Source organism: Sphingomonas sp. SUN019, assembly GCF_024758705.1.
In the GTDB taxonomy this organism is placed as follows: Bacteria; Pseudomonadota; Alphaproteobacteria; order Sphingomonadales; family Sphingomonadaceae; genus Sphingomonas.
Genome location: NZ_CP096971.1, coordinates 1950364 through 1967767, shown reverse-complemented (window position 1 = coordinate 1967767; position 17404 = coordinate 1950364). Strand labels below are relative to the sequence as shown.

Here is a 17404-nt window from a genome sequence, read left to right as displayed (position 1 = left end):
TCCTATCCACTCGACCGCAGCTTGTCGAAGGGCGCGGCTTGCGCCATCCCCTGCACCCATGACCTTTCGGCTCGGAACCCGCGGTTCGCCGCTCGCACTCACCCAGGCGGGCATGGTCCGCGACGCGTTGATCGCCGCGCACGGCTGGGACGACATAGAGATCGTCGTCATCAAGACCACCGGGGACCGTGTCCAGGACCGCGCTCTGGCCAAAATCGGCGGCAAGGCGCTGTGGACGAAGGAACTCGACCGCGCGCTGATCGCGGGTGAGGTCGATGCCTGCGTCCACTCGATGAAGGATGTCGAGACGATTCGCCCCGGCGAAATCTGCGTCGCCGCGATGCTGGAGCGCGCCGACGTGCGCGACCGGCTTATCGGCGTCGATCGGATCGACGATCTGCGGCCGGGCGCGGTGGTCGGCACCAGCTCGCCGCGGCGGCGCGCGCAACTACTGCGGCGACGCCCCGATCTGGAGATCGTGCTGTTCCGCGGCAACGTCGATACGCGCTTGGGAAAGCTGGCGGCGGGGGAAGTCGATGCGACCCTGCTGGCGGCGGCCGGGCTCGACCGGCTCGGGCGCCACGATACGGGCAACGCGATTCCCGTGGACGTGATGCTCCCCGCACCGTCGCAGGGCGCGGTCGGGATCGAGGCGCTGGTCGGGTCGGAGGCGGCGAACGCAGTGGCCGCGATCGATCATCCCGCGACCCACATCGCCGTAATGGCCGAACGCGCGTTGCTTGCCGCCTTGGGCGCGGATTGTCATTCGGCGGTGGGCGCGCTGGCGACCATATCGGCCGGGCGCATACGGCTGTCGGCCGAATTGCTGACCGAGGACGGCGCGGAATGTATCGCGGGTGAGCGTGAGGGCGGGATCGACGATTCCGTAGGCTTCGATCTGGCGCGCGACCTGCTGGCGCGCGCGCCGGATGCGGTGCGGATCATGTTCCGGGGGTGACCCGTCCGGTCGTCGTACTGCGGCCCGAGCCGGGCAACGCGGAGACCGCCGCGCGGCTGGCGGCGTTCGGGCTGGAGGTTGTGCGATTGCCGCTGTTCGCAGTCGCGCCGGTCGAATGGACGCCGCCTGCGTCCGACACCGCCGATGCGATCCTGATCACCAGCGCCAATGCGATTCGGCATGGCGGGGTCGGGTTGGGCGAACTGAAGCATTTGCCGGTCGTGGCCGTCGGCGAGGCAACGGCGCAGGCTGCGCGGGCGGCGGGATTCGCCGTAACGCTTGTCGGAAACCGTGATGCGGCGGCGGCCGCCGCCGTGGCGCGCGCGGCGGGTTTCGATCGACTGCTCCATTTAAGTGGCCGCGATCGGGTGGCTGTCGGCGGGGAGGGCGTTGTCGTCTATGCGAGCGAGGAGATCGCTATACCACCCGAAGCGATCGACGCCCTGACCGGCTCGGTCGCGCTGCTGCATTCGGCCCGCGCCGCGCGGCGTTTCGAGGCGCTGGTCGGGGCCGGGCGCTGGTCGATCTGCATCGCGGCGCTCAGTCCGGTGATCGCCGCCGTCGCCGGATCGGGCTGGGAAAGCGTCGCCGCCGCCGACGCGCCGACCGACGCCGCGCTCGTCGCGCTTGCGGCCCCGCTAGCGCATTGACCCGTGCGGCGGTCGCGGGGATAAGAACCGCATGATCGAACCCACGCCGATCGACAACATCACCCGTCGGCCGCGGATCGGCGGCATCACGATCATGATCGTCCTCGCCTTCGTCATCGGCGTTGCGCTGATGTGGGCGACGATGCGCGGGCCGGTGCGCTGGCCCGGCAGCGCACAGCCGACAGGCGATCCCAGTCCGGCCGCAGCGCAACCCGTAATCGCCAGCGCGCCGGCGCCCGCCGCTGCAACCGCCGCCCCGATCGCGGGCATGACGCTGGCGACGCGCGAGGCGGCGCTGGCCGCGCAAATCGCCGCGCTGGAGACGCGCACAGCGACCATCACCGCCGACGCGAACACCGCCGCCGCCGATGCCGGCCGTGCGGAGGCGATCCTGGTCGCCTTCGCCTCGCGCCGTGCGCTCGATCGCGGCGTGGGCCTGGGGTATCTCGAAGAACAACTCCGCCAGCGCTTCGGCGCGACGCAGCCAAGCGCGACGCTCAGCGTCATCCAGGCCTCGCGCGACCCCGTCACGCTGGAGGAATTGCGCCAGTCGCTCGATCGCAACGCGTCGTTGCTGGCCAGCGGCGGCGACGGCTGGTGGGACGGGATGGTGCGTGAAGTGCGCAGCCTGATCGTGCTGCGCGACGCCGGATCGCCCTCGCCATTACCGGGTGCGCGACTGCTCCGCGCGCGGCGGATGCTCGATGCCGGGCAGGTCGAGGCGGCGCTGGAAGAGGTCGATCGCCTGCCCGGCGCATCGCAGGCGACGGCATGGCGAAACGCCGCGCGACGCTACGTCGCATCGCGCAAGGCGCTCGATACATTGGAGAGCGCCGCCATCCTCGGATCGATGTCGCGCCCCGAAACGGCCACGCCGCCTCCCGCGCTCTAGGGCGGCCCGCGATGTCCGCGACTGCAGTGTCGGCGGATGCGGCCGATGCGCTTTCCTACAGGGCCGTACTTGTGCAAGCCACTGACCAGAAAAAAGATTTCACGCTCTTTCACATCGTCGGCGGCAATTCCACGAAAGGCGCGTTTCGTGTGAACTTGTGTGAACTTTGGCATCATCTCCTGCCGAACGCTCGCTCACGTCGCCAGCCGCTCGATCAGCGCCATCGCGCCCGCAGGCGCCCTGACTTTTGCGCCGTTGATGAAGAACACGAAGGTATCGCGCGGCGCCTTCTTCGGCGGTGTGGCGTCGACATAAGGTAGACCGCCCGGCGCGCCGCCATCGGCCCATTTCCGCGCCGCCTTCGTCCAGCTATCCAGCGCCGTCGGGGCATAGCCCGCCGGTTCGTTCTCCACCGCATTCTCCAGCCGCGCATAGACGAAGTCCGCCGTCACGTCGGCGATCGCGGGATAGTCCGCCGAATCGGCATAGGCGATCGCCACCCCCGCCGCCCGGCACAGGCCGACGAACGCGGGCACGGCAAAGGACTCATGCCGGACCTGCACCGCATGGCGAAGCGCGACCCCGTCGTGCCTGGCGGGCAACAGCTTCAGGAACGCCCCGAAATCGTCGGCGTCGAATTTCTTGGTCGCCATGAACTGCCACAGGATCGGGCCGAGTTTGTCGCCTAGTTCGACGATGCCCTGCCCGACAAACTTCGCGATCGAATCCCCCGCCTCGGCCAGCACCTTGCGATTGGTGCAATAACGTGAGGCCTTCAATGCGAACACGAAATCGTCGGGCGCGGTGTCGCGCCAATTGGCGAAGGTCGCGGGTTTGAAGCCGCTGTAATAGGTGCCGTTCACCTCGATCGCGGTGACGTGGCGGCTGGCATATTCCAGCTCGCGCTTGATCGGCCATTTCTCTGGAAAGAACGTGCCGCGCCATGGTTCGTAGGTCCAGCCGCCGATGCCGACGCGAATCGATGGGTCTGTCATGCGACCGATCTATAGCGCCGCTTCAGAATTTATAGCCCAGTTCCAACCCGTACAGCCGCCGCGCGCCCGGCGAGATGAACGATCCGCCGAACTCGATCGCCGGGATCACCTCGTTCACATATTTCTCGTCGAACGCGTTGGTAGCGAACAGCGTCGCTTTCCATCGCTCGCCCTGCAGCCCCAGCCGCACGTCGAGCACCCCGAACGCGCGCCGCCTCGCGATCGTGTAATCGGCATTGCCGACCTCGGCCGGCAATTGCAGCGCGGAAATCGGCAGCAACGCGCTGAAGATCGTCGCCTTCGTCTGGTCCTGCACGGTGTGGAACCAAGTCGGCCCGGTGATCCGGTAATCCGCGCGCAGCACCAGGTTCATACCGTCGCTGACCGGCACTTCCTGCTGACTGCCCAGGTTGATCGTATAGTCCGGCGTGTACGGCGATTTGTTGCCGACCGTATCGGGCCGCGACCGGTTCCGCTTGATTTCGGAATCGGTGTAGTTGAACGCGCCGTACAGCGTCCAGCCGTCGACGATGCGCGCGTCGACGTTGAACTCTGCGCCTTTGAGGTCGACCCGATCGATGTTCGACACCACGCGCAACAGGCCGAATCCGCCGACGAAGAATTCGAAGAACTGCATGTCGCGGACTTCGGTATAATAACCCGCCAGGCTGTAGTTGACCGGCCCCACACGGCCCTTGATCCCCGCTTCGTAGGCGCTCGACCGCTCCTTGCGGAAATCGTCGTTGATCAACACGCCGGCGTTGATCGGCGGCACGTTGAAATTCTGCGCGACGATCGCGGCCGAACCCTGATTGTTGAACCCGCCCGATTTGAACCCGACGCCCCAATTGGCGAACAGATTGGTCTGCGGCGCGATCTCGAACCGCGCGCTGATCTTGGGCTCGAGCTGCTTGTATGTCTGCTTTTTCGACGGAATGTCGCCCGCGGTCTGGCCGGGGTTGATCGGCCCGCCGGTGAACGGATCGGTGGCGAGCGGCACCTGATTGTCGACGCGGCGACGCTCCACGTCATAGCGCAACGCGACGGTCAGGTCGAAGAGATCGTTGGGCTTCCAGTCGACCGCGCCGAACCCCGCATAGACGTCGGTCTTGAACTTATCGATGTACAGTTGTGACGTCGGATTGGTCGAGTTCGGCGCGTTGTACAGTTGCTTGATGACGCCATTGCCGGTGTCCGCGCCCAGGCTGACCCCCGTCAACCGGTCGATATGCAGCAGATAGCCGCCGAGCTGCCAGTTGATCGGCCCGTCGCCGGTCGACGCCAGCCGAAGCTCCCCGCTGAAATCCTTCTGGTTGCGTACCTGATATTGCGTGCCGTCGCACGTCGTCGGCGAATAGGGGCCGAAAGTGGAGCCAGTCGCGGGCGCGAAGATGAACGGCACCGGCGTCGCCCCGATGAACCCCGGCGGATTGATCGGGAAACCGGTCAGCGCGGCGGTCGAGGTGAAGCATTGGGTGACCGCGGATTGCGCCGCCGGATTGACCGCGAACAGATAGCGCGCGAAATCCGCCGAGGTGCCGTCGGCGACCAGATTGTTCTTTACGTTGCTGTAGAGCCCCCACGCGGTCAGCTTCACGCCGCCGAAATCATGGTCGAGCTTGATCGATCCTTCCAGCGTCGTCTGGTCGTTGGTCGGTTTGATGTTGGAATAATAATTGAACGGATGATCGTTCACGTCTTCGTAGAACGCGCCGCCGAACGCGGGCAGGTGGAACGCGGCGTTGAAGTTGATCGAGGCGCCGTGAAACTCGCCGTAGCGCACCTTCGCGTCGATCTCGGTCGCCGCGCCCAGCGTCGCGACGATACGGCCATTGACGTTCCATTCCTCGCGATTGTCGACCACCTTCTCGTCACGCAACGTGTTGCGATAGAAGCCGTCGGTGCGAGAATAATCGCCCGACAGGACGAAGCCTAGGCCCGGTGCGATCGGCCCGGCGAGATACGCGTTCGCCAGCGCGGTATTGACGTTCGCATAGCTGGCGAGTGCGCCCCCCTCGAACCGCTCGCCGGGCTTCATCGTCTGCATGACGATCGCGCCCGCCGCGGCGTTGCGGCCATAGAGCGCGCCTTGCGGCCCTTTCAGCACCTCGATCTGGCGCAGCGTCCCCTGCGGCTGGTTCAGCACCGCGTTGTTGGTCTTCAGGATGCCGTCGACGACCAGTGCGACCGAGCTTTCGGCGTCGCGCGCGCCGTTGATGCCGCGGATGTTGATCTGGTTGTCGCCCGCCTCGGCGGTGCTGCTGACGATCGTGACGCCGGGGGTGAGCTTGGCGAAATCCTGCGCGCGCTGGATGTTCGCCTGACCGATCGTCTCGGCGCTGAACGCGGTGATCGATGCGGGAACCTCGCTGAGCGTTTCGCTGACGCGGCGGGCGGTGACGATGATCTCGCCGGATGGCTCGTCCGGCCGCTGGGCGGTGTTGGGGGCGGTGGTCTGGACCGGATCGGCGGTCTGCGCGCCGACCGGTGTGATCGTCAGCGCCCACGCAGACGCGCCGGCGAGCAACGGAGTCATTCTGTTGGCAAACATCGTGGAACCCCCCATTCGGTTGCGATCAGACGAGCACGTTGGCCCCGCTCATATAGACGTGGACTTCCTGGAACCGGCCGTCGCGGACGCGCCAGAAATTGGTGTTGAACAGATGCGTCACGCCGCCGTCTGCGTCGGTCAGCACCGCCTCGAATGACGCCGCGATGCGGCCATTCATTTCATCGACGGTGATCGTGAAATCCTTGTGGACCAAAGTTTCCCACGCGCCGAACAAGTCGGCGAACATCCGTTCGATCGCGGGCTTTCCCGCGTGTGTCGTGAATGACGTCTGCGTCGTCAGCAGCGCCTCGTCGTTGAAGCAATCGAGCACCGTGGCCATGTCCTTGGCGTCGACATGCGCGAAATAGCGGTTGATCGCGAGGTCGACGAGAGCGTCGCGGCTGAGCGTTGGGGGGTATTGCATCAGTCGTTCCCCTCACGCAGCAGATTGTCGCCGCTCATGTAGACGAACACGCGCGAGAATTTGTCGCCGTCCAGATAGAAGCGGTTGCAGTTTTCGTAGCGTAGCAGGTCGCCATTGTTGGGCGTGATCAGTACGGTGAATTGCGAACAGATCGCGTTCGTCTGCGTGTCGGCGACGTGAACGAAATTGCCGTGCCACAATTGCTCGAAGTCCGTGAACAGCCGCCGGAACATCGCCGCGATCCCGTCGTCGCGGCCGTTGTGGACGGTGTTCGACGTGACCTCGGTAAGCACCGCATCGGGGGTGAAGCAGTCGAGCACCTGATCGAGGCGCTTGTTGTCGACCCCGTCGAAATATCGCTTGGTCACGATGTCGATCAGGAACGGGTATCGCTCGATCATGGATGCTCCCCGGCTCATGTGTTCCACCCCGCGCGGATGTCGGCGTCTTTGCCGACCTCGGGGGAGGGGAAAGCGCGCTTGCTGTGCGACAGTCCCAGCGACACCAACGTCTCGGCCTGCTTCCACGCGACAACGCCCGGATTGATGACCGGCACGGGCAGCACCCCCGCCAGATAGCCCGCCGATTGGTGCATCGTGGTGGAGCCCAGCACGATCACGTCGGCGCCATCCTCACGAATCGCGCGGCGCGCTTCGCTCGCCAGCTTTTCGAAGATCACCTCTTCCTTGCCCGCCAGCAACTCGGTGACGTCCGGGCGGGTGTCGATCGATCGCAGCGAGGCGAGCCGGTCGTGCAGGCCATATTCGCCGATGGTCTTTTCGTAGAGCGGGAACCACTGCGGCCACATCGTCAGGATCGTGAATTTCTTGCCCAGCGCCATCGCCATGTGGAACGCGGCCTCGCCCGGCCCGACGACGGGGATCGACAGGCGCGATCGGAGCGCGCGGACGCCGCTGTCGCTGACCGTATCGACCACTACCGCGGCATAGCCCTCGTCCTCGGCCGAAATGCCCGCCTGGAACACCGTCCAGTCCATCAGCAGCATATCGTGGTAACTGTCGCCCAACGCCGCGCCCCATGGCACTGCGGCGAACTCGGGAACGAAGCCGGGCGAGATCAGCGCGTCGGAAAGCTGCGCGCGCCGATTCCGGACACCCGCGGCGTCCATCGGAATCGGTACGATGACCTTGATCCTGGCTGGCATACGATCTCCGTCCAAGACCGAACGCTATTGTATACATTGATGACCGTCAAGGTCGCTATGGAGGCGGCATGATCACGCCGTCCGCTCCTGCTGAAAAACGTGAAACGCGCGCCGGATGTGCGAGGTCATCACCGCGCGCGCCCAGTCGGCGTCGCGCGCCTCCAGCGCGGCGACGATCTCGACGTGTTCGGCTAAGCTGCGGCGCAATTGATCGGCGTCGTAGCGCAGCGCGGTCCGGTGGACGATCGGCTGCAGCACCAGCCGGTTGATCATGTGCGCCAACCGGTCGGACGCCGCGGCCTGAATGATCAACGCGTGGAACTCGGCGTTTCTCACCAGGAACGTGTCGACATCGGGCAGCGGGCGATCGATCGCGGCGTCGATCGCGGCGGCGTTGCGATGGAGCGCCACCAGCATTTCTGGGGTGACGCGCGCGGCGGCCTGCGCTGCGGCGTGGCTTTCCAGCATCGTGCGCAGCGTGAACAATTCCTCGATATCGTCGATCGACCAATTGCTGACGAACGATCGCTGGCTGTCGCTGCGCTGGATGAACATCTCAGCCTCCAGCCGGTGCATCGCGTCGCGGACGGGGGTGCGCGACACGCCGCAGATGTCGGCCAGTTCCTCCTCCTTCAGTTGAGCGCCGGGGGCCAGCGCACCGCTCAGGATCTGCGCCTTGATTTCGCCGTACGCGCGGTCGCTGGCCCTCGACATTGGTGATGCTTCCCGGTGGTGACATGCGGTGATGGCGCGCTACGGCGGCGGAAACAAGCGCCCGACGATCCAAATCCAACGATCGCTGCTTGCGATATGTATACAATATCGCCAAAGATGCGATCAATGATCGGGAGCGGATAAGGTGTCGCGCGGAGTCGAAATCGTCGAAGTCGGACCGCGTGATGGGCTGCAGAACGAATCTGGGATCGTGGCCACCGCTGACAAAGTGTTGCTGGTGGAGCGCGCGCTGGCCACGGGCGTGCGGCGGATCGAAGTGGCGAGTTTCGTCAATCCGGTGAAGGTGCCGCAAATGGCCGATGCCGAGCAGGTCGTCGCCGCTTTGCCCGATACCGGCGCGACCTACATCGGCCTGGTCCTCAACCGCCGCGGCGCGGAGCGTGCGTTGGCGACGAAGGTCCATCAACTGGGCGCGGTATGCGTCACGACCGACAGCTTCGCGATGCGCAACCAGGGGCAGACCAGCGACGAATCGCTCGATGTCGCGTGCGATGTGGTCGCCGCCGCACGCGCCGCGGGGCGCAGCGGGCAGATCACGATCGGCGCGGCGTTCGGGTGCCCGTTCGAGGGTGTGGTGTCGCCCGATCGGGTGGTGGCGATGGCGCGCCGCGCGGCTGCCAGCGGCGCGGTCGAAGTGGCGCTGGCCGACACGATCGGGGTCGCGGTGCCGGGCGAGGTGACCGCGCTGGTAGCGCAGGTGCGGGCGGCGATCGCACCGCTGCCGGTACGCGTCCACCTTCACAATACGCGCAACACCGGGCTCGCCAACGCCTTAGCGGCGGTCGAGGCGGGCGCGGCGACGATCGACGCGTCGCTCGGTGGACTCGGCGGCTGTCCGTTCGCGCCGGGCGCGGCGGGCAACGTGCCGACCGAGGACGTCGTCTATCTGCTCGAACGATCGGGGGTTGCTACGGGGCTCGATCTCGATGCGCTGATCGCCGCCGCCGGATGGTTCACCGATGTGATGGGACGCCCGCTGCCGGGGATGGTGTCGAAAGCCGGGCGCTTCCCGCCCGCGACGGAGGACGCGCAGTGACCGAAAACCAAGGTGCGCTAAAAGACATTCGCGTGATCGAGCTGGGACAGCTGATCGCGGGGCCGTTCTGCGGGCAGTTGCTGGGCGACATGGGGGCCGACGTGATCAAGGTCGAGTCCCCCGGCGCGGGTGACCCGATGCGCGCGTGGGGCCGCGGCGAGCACAAATTGTGGTGGGAGGTCGTGGCGCGCAACAAGCGTTCGGTTTCCGCCAACCTGCGCGTTCCCGCCGGACAGGAACTGGTGCGCAAACTGATCGCCGACACCGATATCCTGATCGAGAATTTCAAGCCCGGCACGCTGGAGAAATGGAACCTCGGCCCCGACGCGTTGCACGCGATCAATCCACGGCTGATCATCGTCCGCGTTTCGGGCTACGGCCAGACTGGGCCGTATGCCTCGCGCGCCGGGTTCGGGGGTATCGGGGAGGCGATGGGCGGGTGGCGCTATATCGTCGGCGATCCCGATCGCGCGCCCAGCCGGATGGGGCTGTCGATCGGCGATACGCTGGCCGCGACCTATGGCTGCATGGGGGCGCTGGCGGCGCTGCACGCACGCGAACGGACCGGGCGGGGGCAGGTGGTCGACAGCGCGCTGTACGAGGCGGTGCTGCAGGTGACCGAAAGCCTGATCCCCGAATATGTCGCCTCGGGCTATATCCGCGAACGATCGGGGTCGGCGTTGCCGGGAATTGCGCCGTCAAACGTCTATCAATGTTCTGACGGCGAATTCCTGATCGGGGCGAACCAGGATGCGGTGTTCGCGCGGCTGTGCGCGGCGATGGGGCGGCCGGAAATGGCGACCAATCCGCGTTATATCGATCACGTTTCGCGCGGGCGTCATCAAAAGGAACTGGATGGCGTCATCGAAGCTTGGACGAGGACGTTGACGACCGCCGAGGTGGAGCGGCTGATGATCGAGCACAGCGTGCCCTCCGGCGCGATCTACCGTGCACCGGAAATGCTAGAAGATCCGCATTTTGCGGCGCGGGACGCGATCGTGACGCTCGATCATCCGCGCTGGGGCGAACTAAAGATGCAGAACAGCTTCCCCAAGATGTCCGATACGCCAGGCTCCATCCGCCGCATCGCGCCGCAGACGGTGGGCGCGGACAATGATGCGGTCTATGGCGCGCTGGGCTTGTCGGCGGACGATCTGGCCGTCTTGAAAGCCGAAGGGGCAATCTGATGGCGGCAGACAATTACGCCGGGGTGTTCGACGGGCGGCTGAGCTTCGGCAAGCGGCCCGCGCTGCTGCTGGTCGACGTGGTGATGGCGTATTTGACGCCGGGTTCGCCCTTGTACGACGTCGCGTTCGAGCGCGCGCTGGCGTCGAACGAGCGGCTGACCGCCGCCGCGCGAGACGCGGGCCTGCCGGTGATCTTCACCAACGTCGTGTACCAGCCGGGCGGGGCGGATGGCGGACTGTTCTATCGCAAGGTGCCGGCGTTGCAGGCGTTCCAGCGCGGCGGCGCGGGCGGGGCATTTCCGCCAACGCTGCAGCCGCGCGACGACGAGACGATCGTATTGAAGCAATATGCGTCGGCGTTCTTCGGCACGACGCTGGCCTCGACGTTGACGGCGCGCGGGATCGATACCGTCATCGTGACCGGTTTCTCCACCTCCGGCTGCGTTCGCGCGACGACGCTCGACGCGCTCCAGCACGGTTTCGTGCCGTTCGTGGTGCGTGAGGCGTGCGGGGATCGCCACGCCGGGCCGCACGAGGCCAATCTGTTCGACCTGCAGGCCAAATATGCCGAAGTGGTCGGCGAGGCGGAAGCGATCCGCCTAATGCGCGGCTAGGCGACAATCCCGGCGCGGTCCATCGCCCGCCGGTAGGGCGCGAGGCACAGGGTCAAGGCGACCGCCGACAACGCCGCGGCGGTTCCCGCGACGGTCGCGATCGACCGGCTGACGCCCAAGTCGCCGCCATATAGGTGCTGGGTGACCATCGCGACGATCGTCGACCCCGCCCCGATCCCGGCGAGGTTCAGCCAGAACAGATAGATCGCTGATACCTGCCCGCGCATCCGGTTCGGCGTGATCTCCTGAAAAGCCGCCGCTGCGCCACCGTACGGCATCGCGCCGCAGAACAGGAAGCACGCAATCAGCGCCAGCGACAGGCCGGCGGTCGGCATCAGCGGCGCGGCGGCGATCATCGGCAGCGCGGTCAGCGCGGCGACGATGCCGATGCGAATGTTGGCGTCGCGATACCCCTTGTCGCGCATCCACCCCGCAAGCCATCCGCCGAACAGCCCACCGCACGTCCCCGCGATCGCAATCGCCGGGCCGTAGCTCCATGCGACCTGGCTCGGCGTCCAGCCGAACGTGCGCATGAAGTGCGTCGGAATCCACGCCGCGGCGCCGTTCCACATCACGCTCTGGCAGCACAGGCCGAGGATCAGCAGGCCGTAGGCGCCGCGCTGGTCGGCGACCTGATGCAGCACCGCCCGAAACGGCGGCGCGACATCGGTCGCGCTGGCGCCGCGGCGTGCGGGTTCGCGCAAGGTGGCGACGAGCAAGGCGACCGCGATGCCGGGCAGGCCGACCAGAATGAAGACGAGTTGCCACGGCTCGAAATGGCCAAGCGCGGTGTCGAGCGGCGACAGATGCCCGAGCATCACGCCCCCCGCCAAAGTGGCGATGGCGGGGCCAAGGTAGATCGCGCTCTGATAGAAACTGAGCGCGCGGACCAGCCGTTTGCCCTCAAATTGATCGGCGAGCATCGAATAGGCCGCAGGCGACAGCGCCGCCTCGCCCACGCCGACGCCGATCCGCGCCGCGAACATCGTCGCGAAGCTCCCGGCAAAACCGCACGCGACCGTCGCCATGCTCCACAAGGCGACGCCCGCTGCAACGATCCCGGTCCGCCGCCGCTGATCGACCAGGCGACCGATCGGGATGCCCATGATGGTATAGAAGATCGCGAAGGCAAGGCCGTGGAGCAGGCTCAACTGCACGTCGCTGATGTTCAGGCTGGCGCGGATCGGCCCGACCATCAGCGTCAGGATGGACCGGTCGACGTAGGACAAGGTGTAGGCGACGATCAGGACCGCGACGACATACCAGGCGTAGGCGTTCGAGCGTGGCGCGTCCGCGCTCACCATGTGCGGAGTTCGGTCTTGAGCACCTTGCCGTTGGCGTTGCGGGGCAGCGCGTCGACCAGCGCCACGTCCTTCGGAATCTTGTACGTAGCGATTCTGCCCGCGCAGTGGGCGGCGAGCATTTCGGCGGTGAAGCCGTCACCGCGCGCCACCACGAACGCCTTCAGCCGCTCGCCCCAGGTTTCGTCGGGCACGCCGATCACCGCTACGTCAGCGATGTTGGGATGCTGGAACAGCACTTCCTCGATCTCGCGCGGGTAGATGTTGGCACCGCCTGAGATGACCATGTCCTTCAGACGATCGACGATATAGAGGAATCCCTCCGCATCGCGCCGCGCCATGTCGCCGACCGAGACCCAGCCATCCTTGACTGCCTTCGCGGTTTCCTCGGGCCGGTTCCAATAACCGTTGAACAGCACCGGGCCGCGGCTCCACAATTCCCCGACCTCGTCCGCGTCGCAGATGCTGCCGTCGTCGCGGCGTACTTCGGCCTCGACGTGGGGGAAGGTGGTGCCGACGCAGCTGACCTTGCGCACCTGATCCTTCGGTCGGAGGTTGCAGACCAGCCCCGTTTCGGTCGCGGCGTAGAGTTCGTGCAGCACGGTTTCGCCGAAATACGGAATGATCTTCTCCTTCATCGCCTGCGGCAGCGGGGCTGCATTGGCGAGGATCGATGTGATCGGCGGGCGTTCGTATTTCGCGAGCGTCTCGGGCGGCAGTGCGAAGATCATCTGGAAGTGCGTCGGCACCATGAACAGGCCGGTGATCCCGCCGAACTTCAGCCGTTCGAGAACGGTTTCGGGATCAAACTTGTCGAGGATCTCGATCGACCCGCCCGCCGCGAGAATTCCGGTCGGAAAGCCCAGCCCGCCGCCGTGGTTCATCGGTGTCATCGCGAGGAAACGGTCGTCGGGTCCGAAGCAGCCGAACTCGGCGGCGCAGATCAGCCCGACCAGCATCCGCGATCGGTGCGACAGGACGACGCCCTTGGGCTTGCCGGTCGTGCCCGAGGTGTAGGGGATGGTCCACGCGTCCCATTCGTCGATCTGCGGGCGGGTCGCGGGGGTGGGGGCGTGGGCGAGCAAGGCTTCGTACTCGGGGCCGAAGGTTATCAGCGTCAGGCCGGGGACGCCTGATTGCTCGACGAGCGCGCGCGAATCGGGGTCAGTGAAAACGATACGCGCGCCGCAATCTTCCAGCGCCTGTGCGACTTCGCCGGGCGCCAGCCGCGGGTTGATCGTCGCTACCGCCGCTCCGGCGTCGGGCACCCCGGCGACCACCTCAATGAACTCGGTGCGATTGCGCGAGGCGATCGCGACGACATCGCCCTTCACCACGCCCAGCCCGATCGCCGCATCGCGTAACCGCCCGACACGATCGGACAGCGTGGCGAAGCTGATCTCCGTCGCGCCGTATTTGATCGCGATCTTGCCCGGATCGCGCGCCGCCGCCGCGCGCAACGCGCCGCCCAACGTCATCGAATGGAAGGTGCCCGGCAGGCTCATCGCGGCAGCTTCGTGAACACGGCCAGCGCATTGTCGCGCATCATCTTCGCGTGGCTCGCCGGGCGCAGGCCGAGGTCGGCGACTTCGGCCACCGCGCGTTCGGGATCGATCACCGGCCAGTCGGTGCCGAACAGAACCTTGTGGCTGCCGTAGCTGTCGGCGTAGCGGACGTACTGCTTCGGCCAGTGTTTCGGCGCATAGGCGTCGCCCGCGGTGTAGATGTTCGGATGTTTCCAGCACATCGCGATCATCTCGTCGGTCCACGGCACGCCGATGTGAATGCCGATGATCGGGAGATCGGGGAAATCGATCGCCACCTGATCGAGCAGGATCGGCCGCGCGACCGAGGGGAGGCGGCGCTCCTTCGAATAAACGAGGTTTTGCCCGACCTGCATCATGATCGGAATGTCGAGTTCGCAGCACTTCGCGTAATAGGGATAGATCTGCGCGGCGTCGGGCGCGGTGCCGAACCAGTGCGGATACCAATGCGCGCCGACAAAGCCGTATTCCTCCACCGCCTGGGTCAGGTCGCGCAGCCCCTGCATCCCGCGCGTCTGGTCGATCCCGGCCAGCGCCGAGAAGCGATCGGGATGCGCGGCGCAGATGTCGGCGATCACTTTGTAGGGGATTTCCCACGAACCGCGCACGTTCAGGTCGCCCGCGCGCACCGCGATCAGCAGCGAGCGTTCGATTCCCGCACGGTCCATCTTCTTCAGATAATCGTCGATCGAGACCCCGCCGAACATCTCGGGCGGCATCCGCACCTGACGCTTGAAGTCGTCGTCCAGCCCGGTCCAGCCGTTCGCGACCGCCTCGGGCGTGTATATGTTGCAGACGATGTCGATGTACCCGGCCATCAGTTCAGCGCCAGTTCTGCTTGCAGTCGACGGACGGCTTCGCGTCCGATCGAGGATTGCGGAGCGAGGGCGGCCAGGGCGGCGAGTTGCGCGTCGGGCGCGCCATTGCTCTTGCCGAGCACCTCCCACAGCGCCTTCTGCACCTGATTGACCGCGTTCATCCGCGGATAACCGGCGGCGGTCGCGGTGCGTTCGGCGATTGCGATCGCGTCGGTCAGCCGCGCATCGAGCGGGCGGGTGTCGGGCGGGGTTGGGCGGTCCTTGCCGACGGCGACGCTGCCCTTCGGATAAGCGTAATGATCGCGCTCGAACGCGTAATATTGGCGGTCGAGGTTGGGCAGGTCGATCCCGAAATAATCGAGCGGCGCGCCGGGTGTAGTGTGAACCCCGCGCAGTTTGTCAGGGGCGGCGCCCTTTTCGACCCACGCGGTGATCGCGGCCATATAGTTGATCGCCGACGCGCCTTCGCCGCCCGCGCAATGATCCATGCCGGGCACCATGAACAGCCGCGCGAAGCTGCGAGTGGCGGCGGGGCCGTCCATCGTCTTCGTCATCGTCTCATAGTAGTCGATCGTGGGCGGCGGCAGGACGGAGTGATCGGACCAGCCGTGAACCACGATCAGTTTGCCGCCATTCGCCTTGAACGGGCGCAGATCGGGGTTGTTGGGGTTGATCATGCTCTCGATCGTCGCCGGATCGCCGCGGCCTTCGCCGAGATCGAACAGCGGCTTCCGCGTCTCGCCCGGCAGCGGGGCGGAGCGGATGTAATTGCCGATCCAGTTGAGTTCCGACCCCTTCATCGCGCCGCGCCAGCCGTACATCTTGTGCAGCAGCGCGATCTGTGGCGGGGTGAGGCAGTTGCGGACGTCGCTGCCGGTGCAGGCCATGTCCTCGGGCTTCCAGCGGCACGCGCGGGGATCGCCGATCAGGCCGTCCTTCACCCGATCATTGCCGTCGCACGCGCGCACCACCGCCTGATGGATCAGGATTGCTTTGCGGGCAGGGACGATCGGCGAACCATCGGGATTGGCGCTGAACGTGTCGACGTCGGACACGCTGGCGGCGCGTTTCAGCCCATACGGCCCCATGCTGGCGGGCGCGATGGCGACGATGCCGTCGAAATCCTCGGGGAAGCGCTGCGCCTCGATCATGCCCTGGCGGCCGCCGGTCGAGCAGGCGAAGAAATAGCTCTTGTTGGGGGGCTTCGCGTAGAAGGCGGCGGCGATGGCCTTGCCCGCGACGGTGGTGACGTGGGTCGAGCGATAGCCGAAATCGACCAGCCCCTGCAGGTTGTTCGCGACCCAATTGTTGTCGATGTTGGTCGACGTGTGGCCCATGTCGGTGATCAGACACGCATAGCCGTCACGAACGTGCAGCCCGCAGGCGAGTTCGACCAAGGCCGCCCCGCAACTGCCGCCGCAGCCACGGACGAGGTAGCGGCCGTTCCACTTGTCGATCGGCAGGTACAGGCCGAACACGTTGGCCGGGTTGACGTAGCCGGTGATGGCGCAATGCGCCTGTCGCTGCTCGGTCGCGGCGACATAGCTGGCCTTGATAATCCAGGTCGGCGCACCCTCCAGTTCCTTGAACCGGCCCCCGGCGAGCGCCTCGCAGCGGTCACGGTCGAGCACGACTTTCGCTGCGCCGGCGAGCGGCGACGGCTGGGCGAGCGCTGGGGCTGCGGTACACAGCGCCAGCAACGCCAGCAGCACGCGCATCACGCGGCTTTCCAGCTCGGCACGCGCTTTTCGCGAAAGGCGGAGTATCCTTCGCGGCCATACGGCTGGGTGCGGTTGTAGTGGGCGAACGCGGCCAGCTCCAGCGCCGCGCCGTCGGCGGTCGAAAGGCGCTCACCGTCGCGCATGATCTGCTTCAGCGTCGCGAGCGTCGCGCGCGGCTTGTCGGTCATCGTCCGCGCGAACGCGATCGCCTCGTCGCGCAGGGTGGCGAGCGGGACCGATTTCATCGCGAGCCCGACATCGACCGCCTCCTGCCCCTTGTACCAGCGCGCGGTCCACAGGATTTCCTTTGCGCGCTGATCGCCGACGCGGCGTTTCAGCCGCAGCGTCACCGCCGCGGGCACCACGCCCGCATCGGTGTGAACGTCGCCGACCTTCGCCTCATCAGCGACGATCATGAAATCGCATCCGAGCGAAATCTCGAACCCGCCGGCGCGCGTGAAGCCGTTGTTCGCCGCGATCGTCGGGATGTCGAGGTTTTCCAGCCGGGTGATGATACCGTTGACCCGCGCTACGATGATGTCGAAATAGTCGAGATCGGCGAACGCCCGGTCGAGCAGATCGAGGTCGAGCCCGACGCAGAAGGCGCGGCCTTCGCCGGTCAGGATCAGCGCGCCGATCGTCTCGTCGGTTTCGCAGTCGGTCAGCACCGCTTCCAGTTCGTCCAGCCGCGCTTCGGTGATGCCGTTGAGATTGTCGGGCGTTGCGAAGGTGGCGATCGCGACGCGGTCGATCTTTTCATAGCGCAGCGTGGTGAAGGTCATGCGGCTCTCCTGCTCAGGCCATAGCTAATCG

17 protein-coding genes are annotated in these 17404 nt (G+C 66.2%); 6 read left to right on the top strand and 11 right to left on the bottom strand.

Annotated elements, in window-relative coordinates; translation table 11 throughout:
• Positions 1 to 58 precede the first annotated feature (58 nt).
• Genes hemC through M0208_RS09450 form a run of 3 tightly spaced genes read left to right on the top strand, consistent with a single transcriptional unit; the run spans position 59 to position 2500 of the window.
• On the top strand, positions 59 to 958 hold the full coding sequence (hemC, locus tag M0208_RS09460; RefSeq protein WP_258891457.1) for a hydroxymethylbilane synthase: 900 nt from the start codon (positions 59 to 61) through the stop codon (positions 956 to 958).
• Entirely contained in the window at positions 955 to 1608 is a 654-nt protein-coding gene (locus M0208_RS09455; RefSeq protein WP_258891456.1) for a uroporphyrinogen-III synthase, read from the top strand. Before hemC ends, M0208_RS09455 begins: the two co-directional genes overlap by 4 nt.
• Before the next feature lie 31 nt (positions 1609 to 1639).
• Positions 1640 to 2500 (top strand): MICOS complex subunit MIC60, encoded by an 861-nt coding sequence (locus M0208_RS09450; RefSeq protein WP_258891455.1) that lies wholly within the window; start codon positions 1640 to 1642, stop codon positions 2498 to 2500.
• Positions 2501 to 2694: 194 nt separating this feature from the next.
• On the opposite strand, the gene M0208_RS09445 is transcribed toward M0208_RS09450, so the two are convergent.
• The 6 genes from M0208_RS09445 to M0208_RS09420 all read right to left on the bottom strand — a co-directional run bounded on the left by M0208_RS09445 (position 2695) and on the right by M0208_RS09420 (position 8349).
• Positions 2695 to 3495, bottom strand: coding sequence for a DUF72 domain-containing protein (locus M0208_RS09445; RefSeq protein ID WP_258891454.1), 801 nt, complete (start codon positions 3493 to 3495; stop codon positions 2695 to 2697).
• Between the two features lie 22 nt (positions 3496 to 3517).
• Entirely contained in the window at positions 3518 to 6046 is a 2529-nt protein-coding gene (locus M0208_RS09440) for a TonB-dependent receptor (RefSeq protein ID WP_258891453.1), read from the bottom strand.
• Between the two features lie 25 nt (positions 6047 to 6071).
• On the bottom strand, positions 6072 to 6470 hold the full coding sequence (locus M0208_RS09435) for a nuclear transport factor 2 family protein (protein WP_258891452.1): 399 nt from the start codon (positions 6468 to 6470) through the stop codon (positions 6072 to 6074).
• On the bottom strand, positions 6470 to 6871 hold the full coding sequence (locus tag M0208_RS09430) for a nuclear transport factor 2 family protein (protein ID WP_258891451.1): 402 nt from the start codon (positions 6869 to 6871) through the stop codon (positions 6470 to 6472). The genes M0208_RS09435 and M0208_RS09430 overlap by 1 nt, the downstream gene beginning before the upstream one ends.
• Positions 6872 to 6885: 14 nt before the next feature.
• Positions 6886 to 7635: an aspartate/glutamate racemase family protein gene (locus M0208_RS09425; protein WP_258891450.1), complete on the bottom strand. Its 750-nt coding sequence runs from the start codon at positions 7633 to 7635 to the stop codon at positions 6886 to 6888.
• Positions 7636 to 7707: 72 nt separating this feature from the next.
• Positions 7708 to 8349, bottom strand: a complete 642-nt coding sequence (locus tag M0208_RS09420) for a GntR family transcriptional regulator (protein ID WP_258891449.1) — start codon at positions 8347 to 8349, stop codon at positions 7708 to 7710.
• Positions 8350 to 8494: 145 nt separating this feature from the next.
• Here M0208_RS09420 and M0208_RS09415 point away from each other — a divergent pair, with 145 nt between their 5' ends.
• Genes M0208_RS09415 through M0208_RS09405 form a run of 3 tightly spaced genes read left to right on the top strand, consistent with a single transcriptional unit; the run spans position 8495 to position 11207 of the window.
• Positions 8495 to 9406 (top strand): hydroxymethylglutaryl-CoA lyase, encoded by a 912-nt coding sequence (locus M0208_RS09415; RefSeq protein ID WP_258891448.1) that lies wholly within the window; start codon positions 8495 to 8497, stop codon positions 9404 to 9406.
• Positions 9403 to 10593 (top strand): CaiB/BaiF CoA-transferase family protein, encoded by a 1191-nt coding sequence (locus tag M0208_RS09410; protein WP_258891447.1) that lies wholly within the window; start codon positions 9403 to 9405, stop codon positions 10591 to 10593. Before M0208_RS09415 ends, M0208_RS09410 begins: the two co-directional genes overlap by 4 nt.
• Positions 10593 to 11207 carry an isochorismatase family protein gene (locus M0208_RS09405; protein WP_258891446.1) on the top strand — a complete coding sequence of 205 codons (615 nt, stop codon included), beginning with the start codon at positions 10593 to 10595 and terminating at the stop codon, positions 11205 to 11207. Before M0208_RS09410 ends, M0208_RS09405 begins: the two co-directional genes overlap by 1 nt.
• On the opposite strand, the gene M0208_RS09400 is transcribed toward M0208_RS09405, so the two are convergent.
• The 5 genes from M0208_RS09400 to M0208_RS09380 are packed head-to-tail and all read right to left on the bottom strand — an operon-like array spanning position 11204 to position 17373.
• Positions 11204 to 12511, bottom strand: a complete 1308-nt coding sequence (locus M0208_RS09400) for an MFS transporter (RefSeq protein ID WP_258891445.1) — start codon at positions 12509 to 12511, stop codon at positions 11204 to 11206. The genes M0208_RS09405 and M0208_RS09400 overlap by 4 nt on opposite strands.
• Positions 12505 to 14013: a class I adenylate-forming enzyme family protein gene (locus M0208_RS09395; RefSeq protein WP_258891444.1), complete on the bottom strand. Its 1509-nt coding sequence runs from the start codon at positions 14011 to 14013 to the stop codon at positions 12505 to 12507. The genes M0208_RS09400 and M0208_RS09395 overlap by 7 nt, the downstream gene beginning before the upstream one ends.
• Positions 14010 to 14870, bottom strand: a complete 861-nt coding sequence (locus tag M0208_RS09390; protein WP_258891443.1) for an amidohydrolase family protein — start codon at positions 14868 to 14870, stop codon at positions 14010 to 14012. The genes M0208_RS09395 and M0208_RS09390 overlap by 4 nt, the downstream gene beginning before the upstream one ends.
• Positions 14870 to 16588, bottom strand: a complete 1719-nt coding sequence (locus M0208_RS09385; protein WP_258893210.1) for a tannase/feruloyl esterase family alpha/beta hydrolase — start codon at positions 16586 to 16588, stop codon at positions 14870 to 14872. Before M0208_RS09385 ends, M0208_RS09390 begins: the two co-directional genes overlap by 1 nt.
• Positions 16588 to 17373, bottom strand: coding sequence for an enoyl-CoA hydratase/isomerase family protein (locus M0208_RS09380; protein WP_258891442.1), 786 nt, complete (start codon positions 17371 to 17373; stop codon positions 16588 to 16590). The genes M0208_RS09385 and M0208_RS09380 overlap by 1 nt, the downstream gene beginning before the upstream one ends.
• Between the last annotated feature and the right edge of the window lie 31 nt (positions 17374 to 17404).

Bases quoted from the DNA above. Each gene is read 5' to 3' on its own strand.
- hemC (WP_258891457.1), top strand. From the start codon at position 59: ATGACCTTTCGGCTCGGAACCCGCGGTTCGCCGCTCGCACTCACCCAG.
- M0208_RS09450 (WP_258891455.1), top strand. From the start codon at position 1,640: ATGATCGAACCCACGCCGATCGACAACATCACCCGTCGGCCGCGGATC.
- M0208_RS09445 (WP_258891454.1), bottom strand. From the start codon at position 3,495: ATGACAGACCCATCGATTCGCGTCGGCATCGGCGGCTGGACCTACGAA.
- M0208_RS09440 (WP_258891453.1), bottom strand. From the start codon at position 6,046: ATGTTTGCCAACAGAATGACTCCGTTGCTCGCCGGCGCGTCTGCGTGG.
- M0208_RS09435 (WP_258891452.1), bottom strand. From the start codon at position 6,470: ATGCAATACCCCCCAACGCTCAGCCGCGACGCTCTCGTCGACCTCGCG.
- M0208_RS09430 (WP_258891451.1), bottom strand. From the start codon at position 6,871: ATGATCGAGCGATACCCGTTCCTGATCGACATCGTGACCAAGCGATAT.
- M0208_RS09425 (WP_258891450.1), bottom strand. From the start codon at position 7,635: ATGCCAGCCAGGATCAAGGTCATCGTACCGATTCCGATGGACGCCGCG.
- M0208_RS09420 (WP_258891449.1), bottom strand. From the start codon at position 8,349: ATGTCGAGGGCCAGCGACCGCGCGTACGGCGAAATCAAGGCGCAGATC.
- M0208_RS09405 (WP_258891446.1), top strand. From the start codon at position 10,593: ATGGCGGCAGACAATTACGCCGGGGTGTTCGACGGGCGGCTGAGCTTC.
- M0208_RS09400 (WP_258891445.1), bottom strand. From the start codon at position 12,511: ATGGTGAGCGCGGACGCGCCACGCTCGAACGCCTACGCCTGGTATGTC.
- M0208_RS09395 (WP_258891444.1), bottom strand. From the start codon at position 14,013: ATGAGCCTGCCGGGCACCTTCCATTCGATGACGTTGGGCGGCGCGTTG.
- M0208_RS09390 (WP_258891443.1), bottom strand. From the start codon at position 14,870: ATGGCCGGGTACATCGACATCGTCTGCAACATATACACGCCCGAGGCG.
- M0208_RS09385 (WP_258893210.1), bottom strand. From the start codon at position 16,588: ATGCGCGTGCTGCTGGCGTTGCTGGCGCTGTGTACCGCAGCCCCAGCG.
- M0208_RS09380 (WP_258891442.1), bottom strand. From the start codon at position 17,373: ATGACCTTCACCACGCTGCGCTATGAAAAGATCGACCGCGTCGCGATC.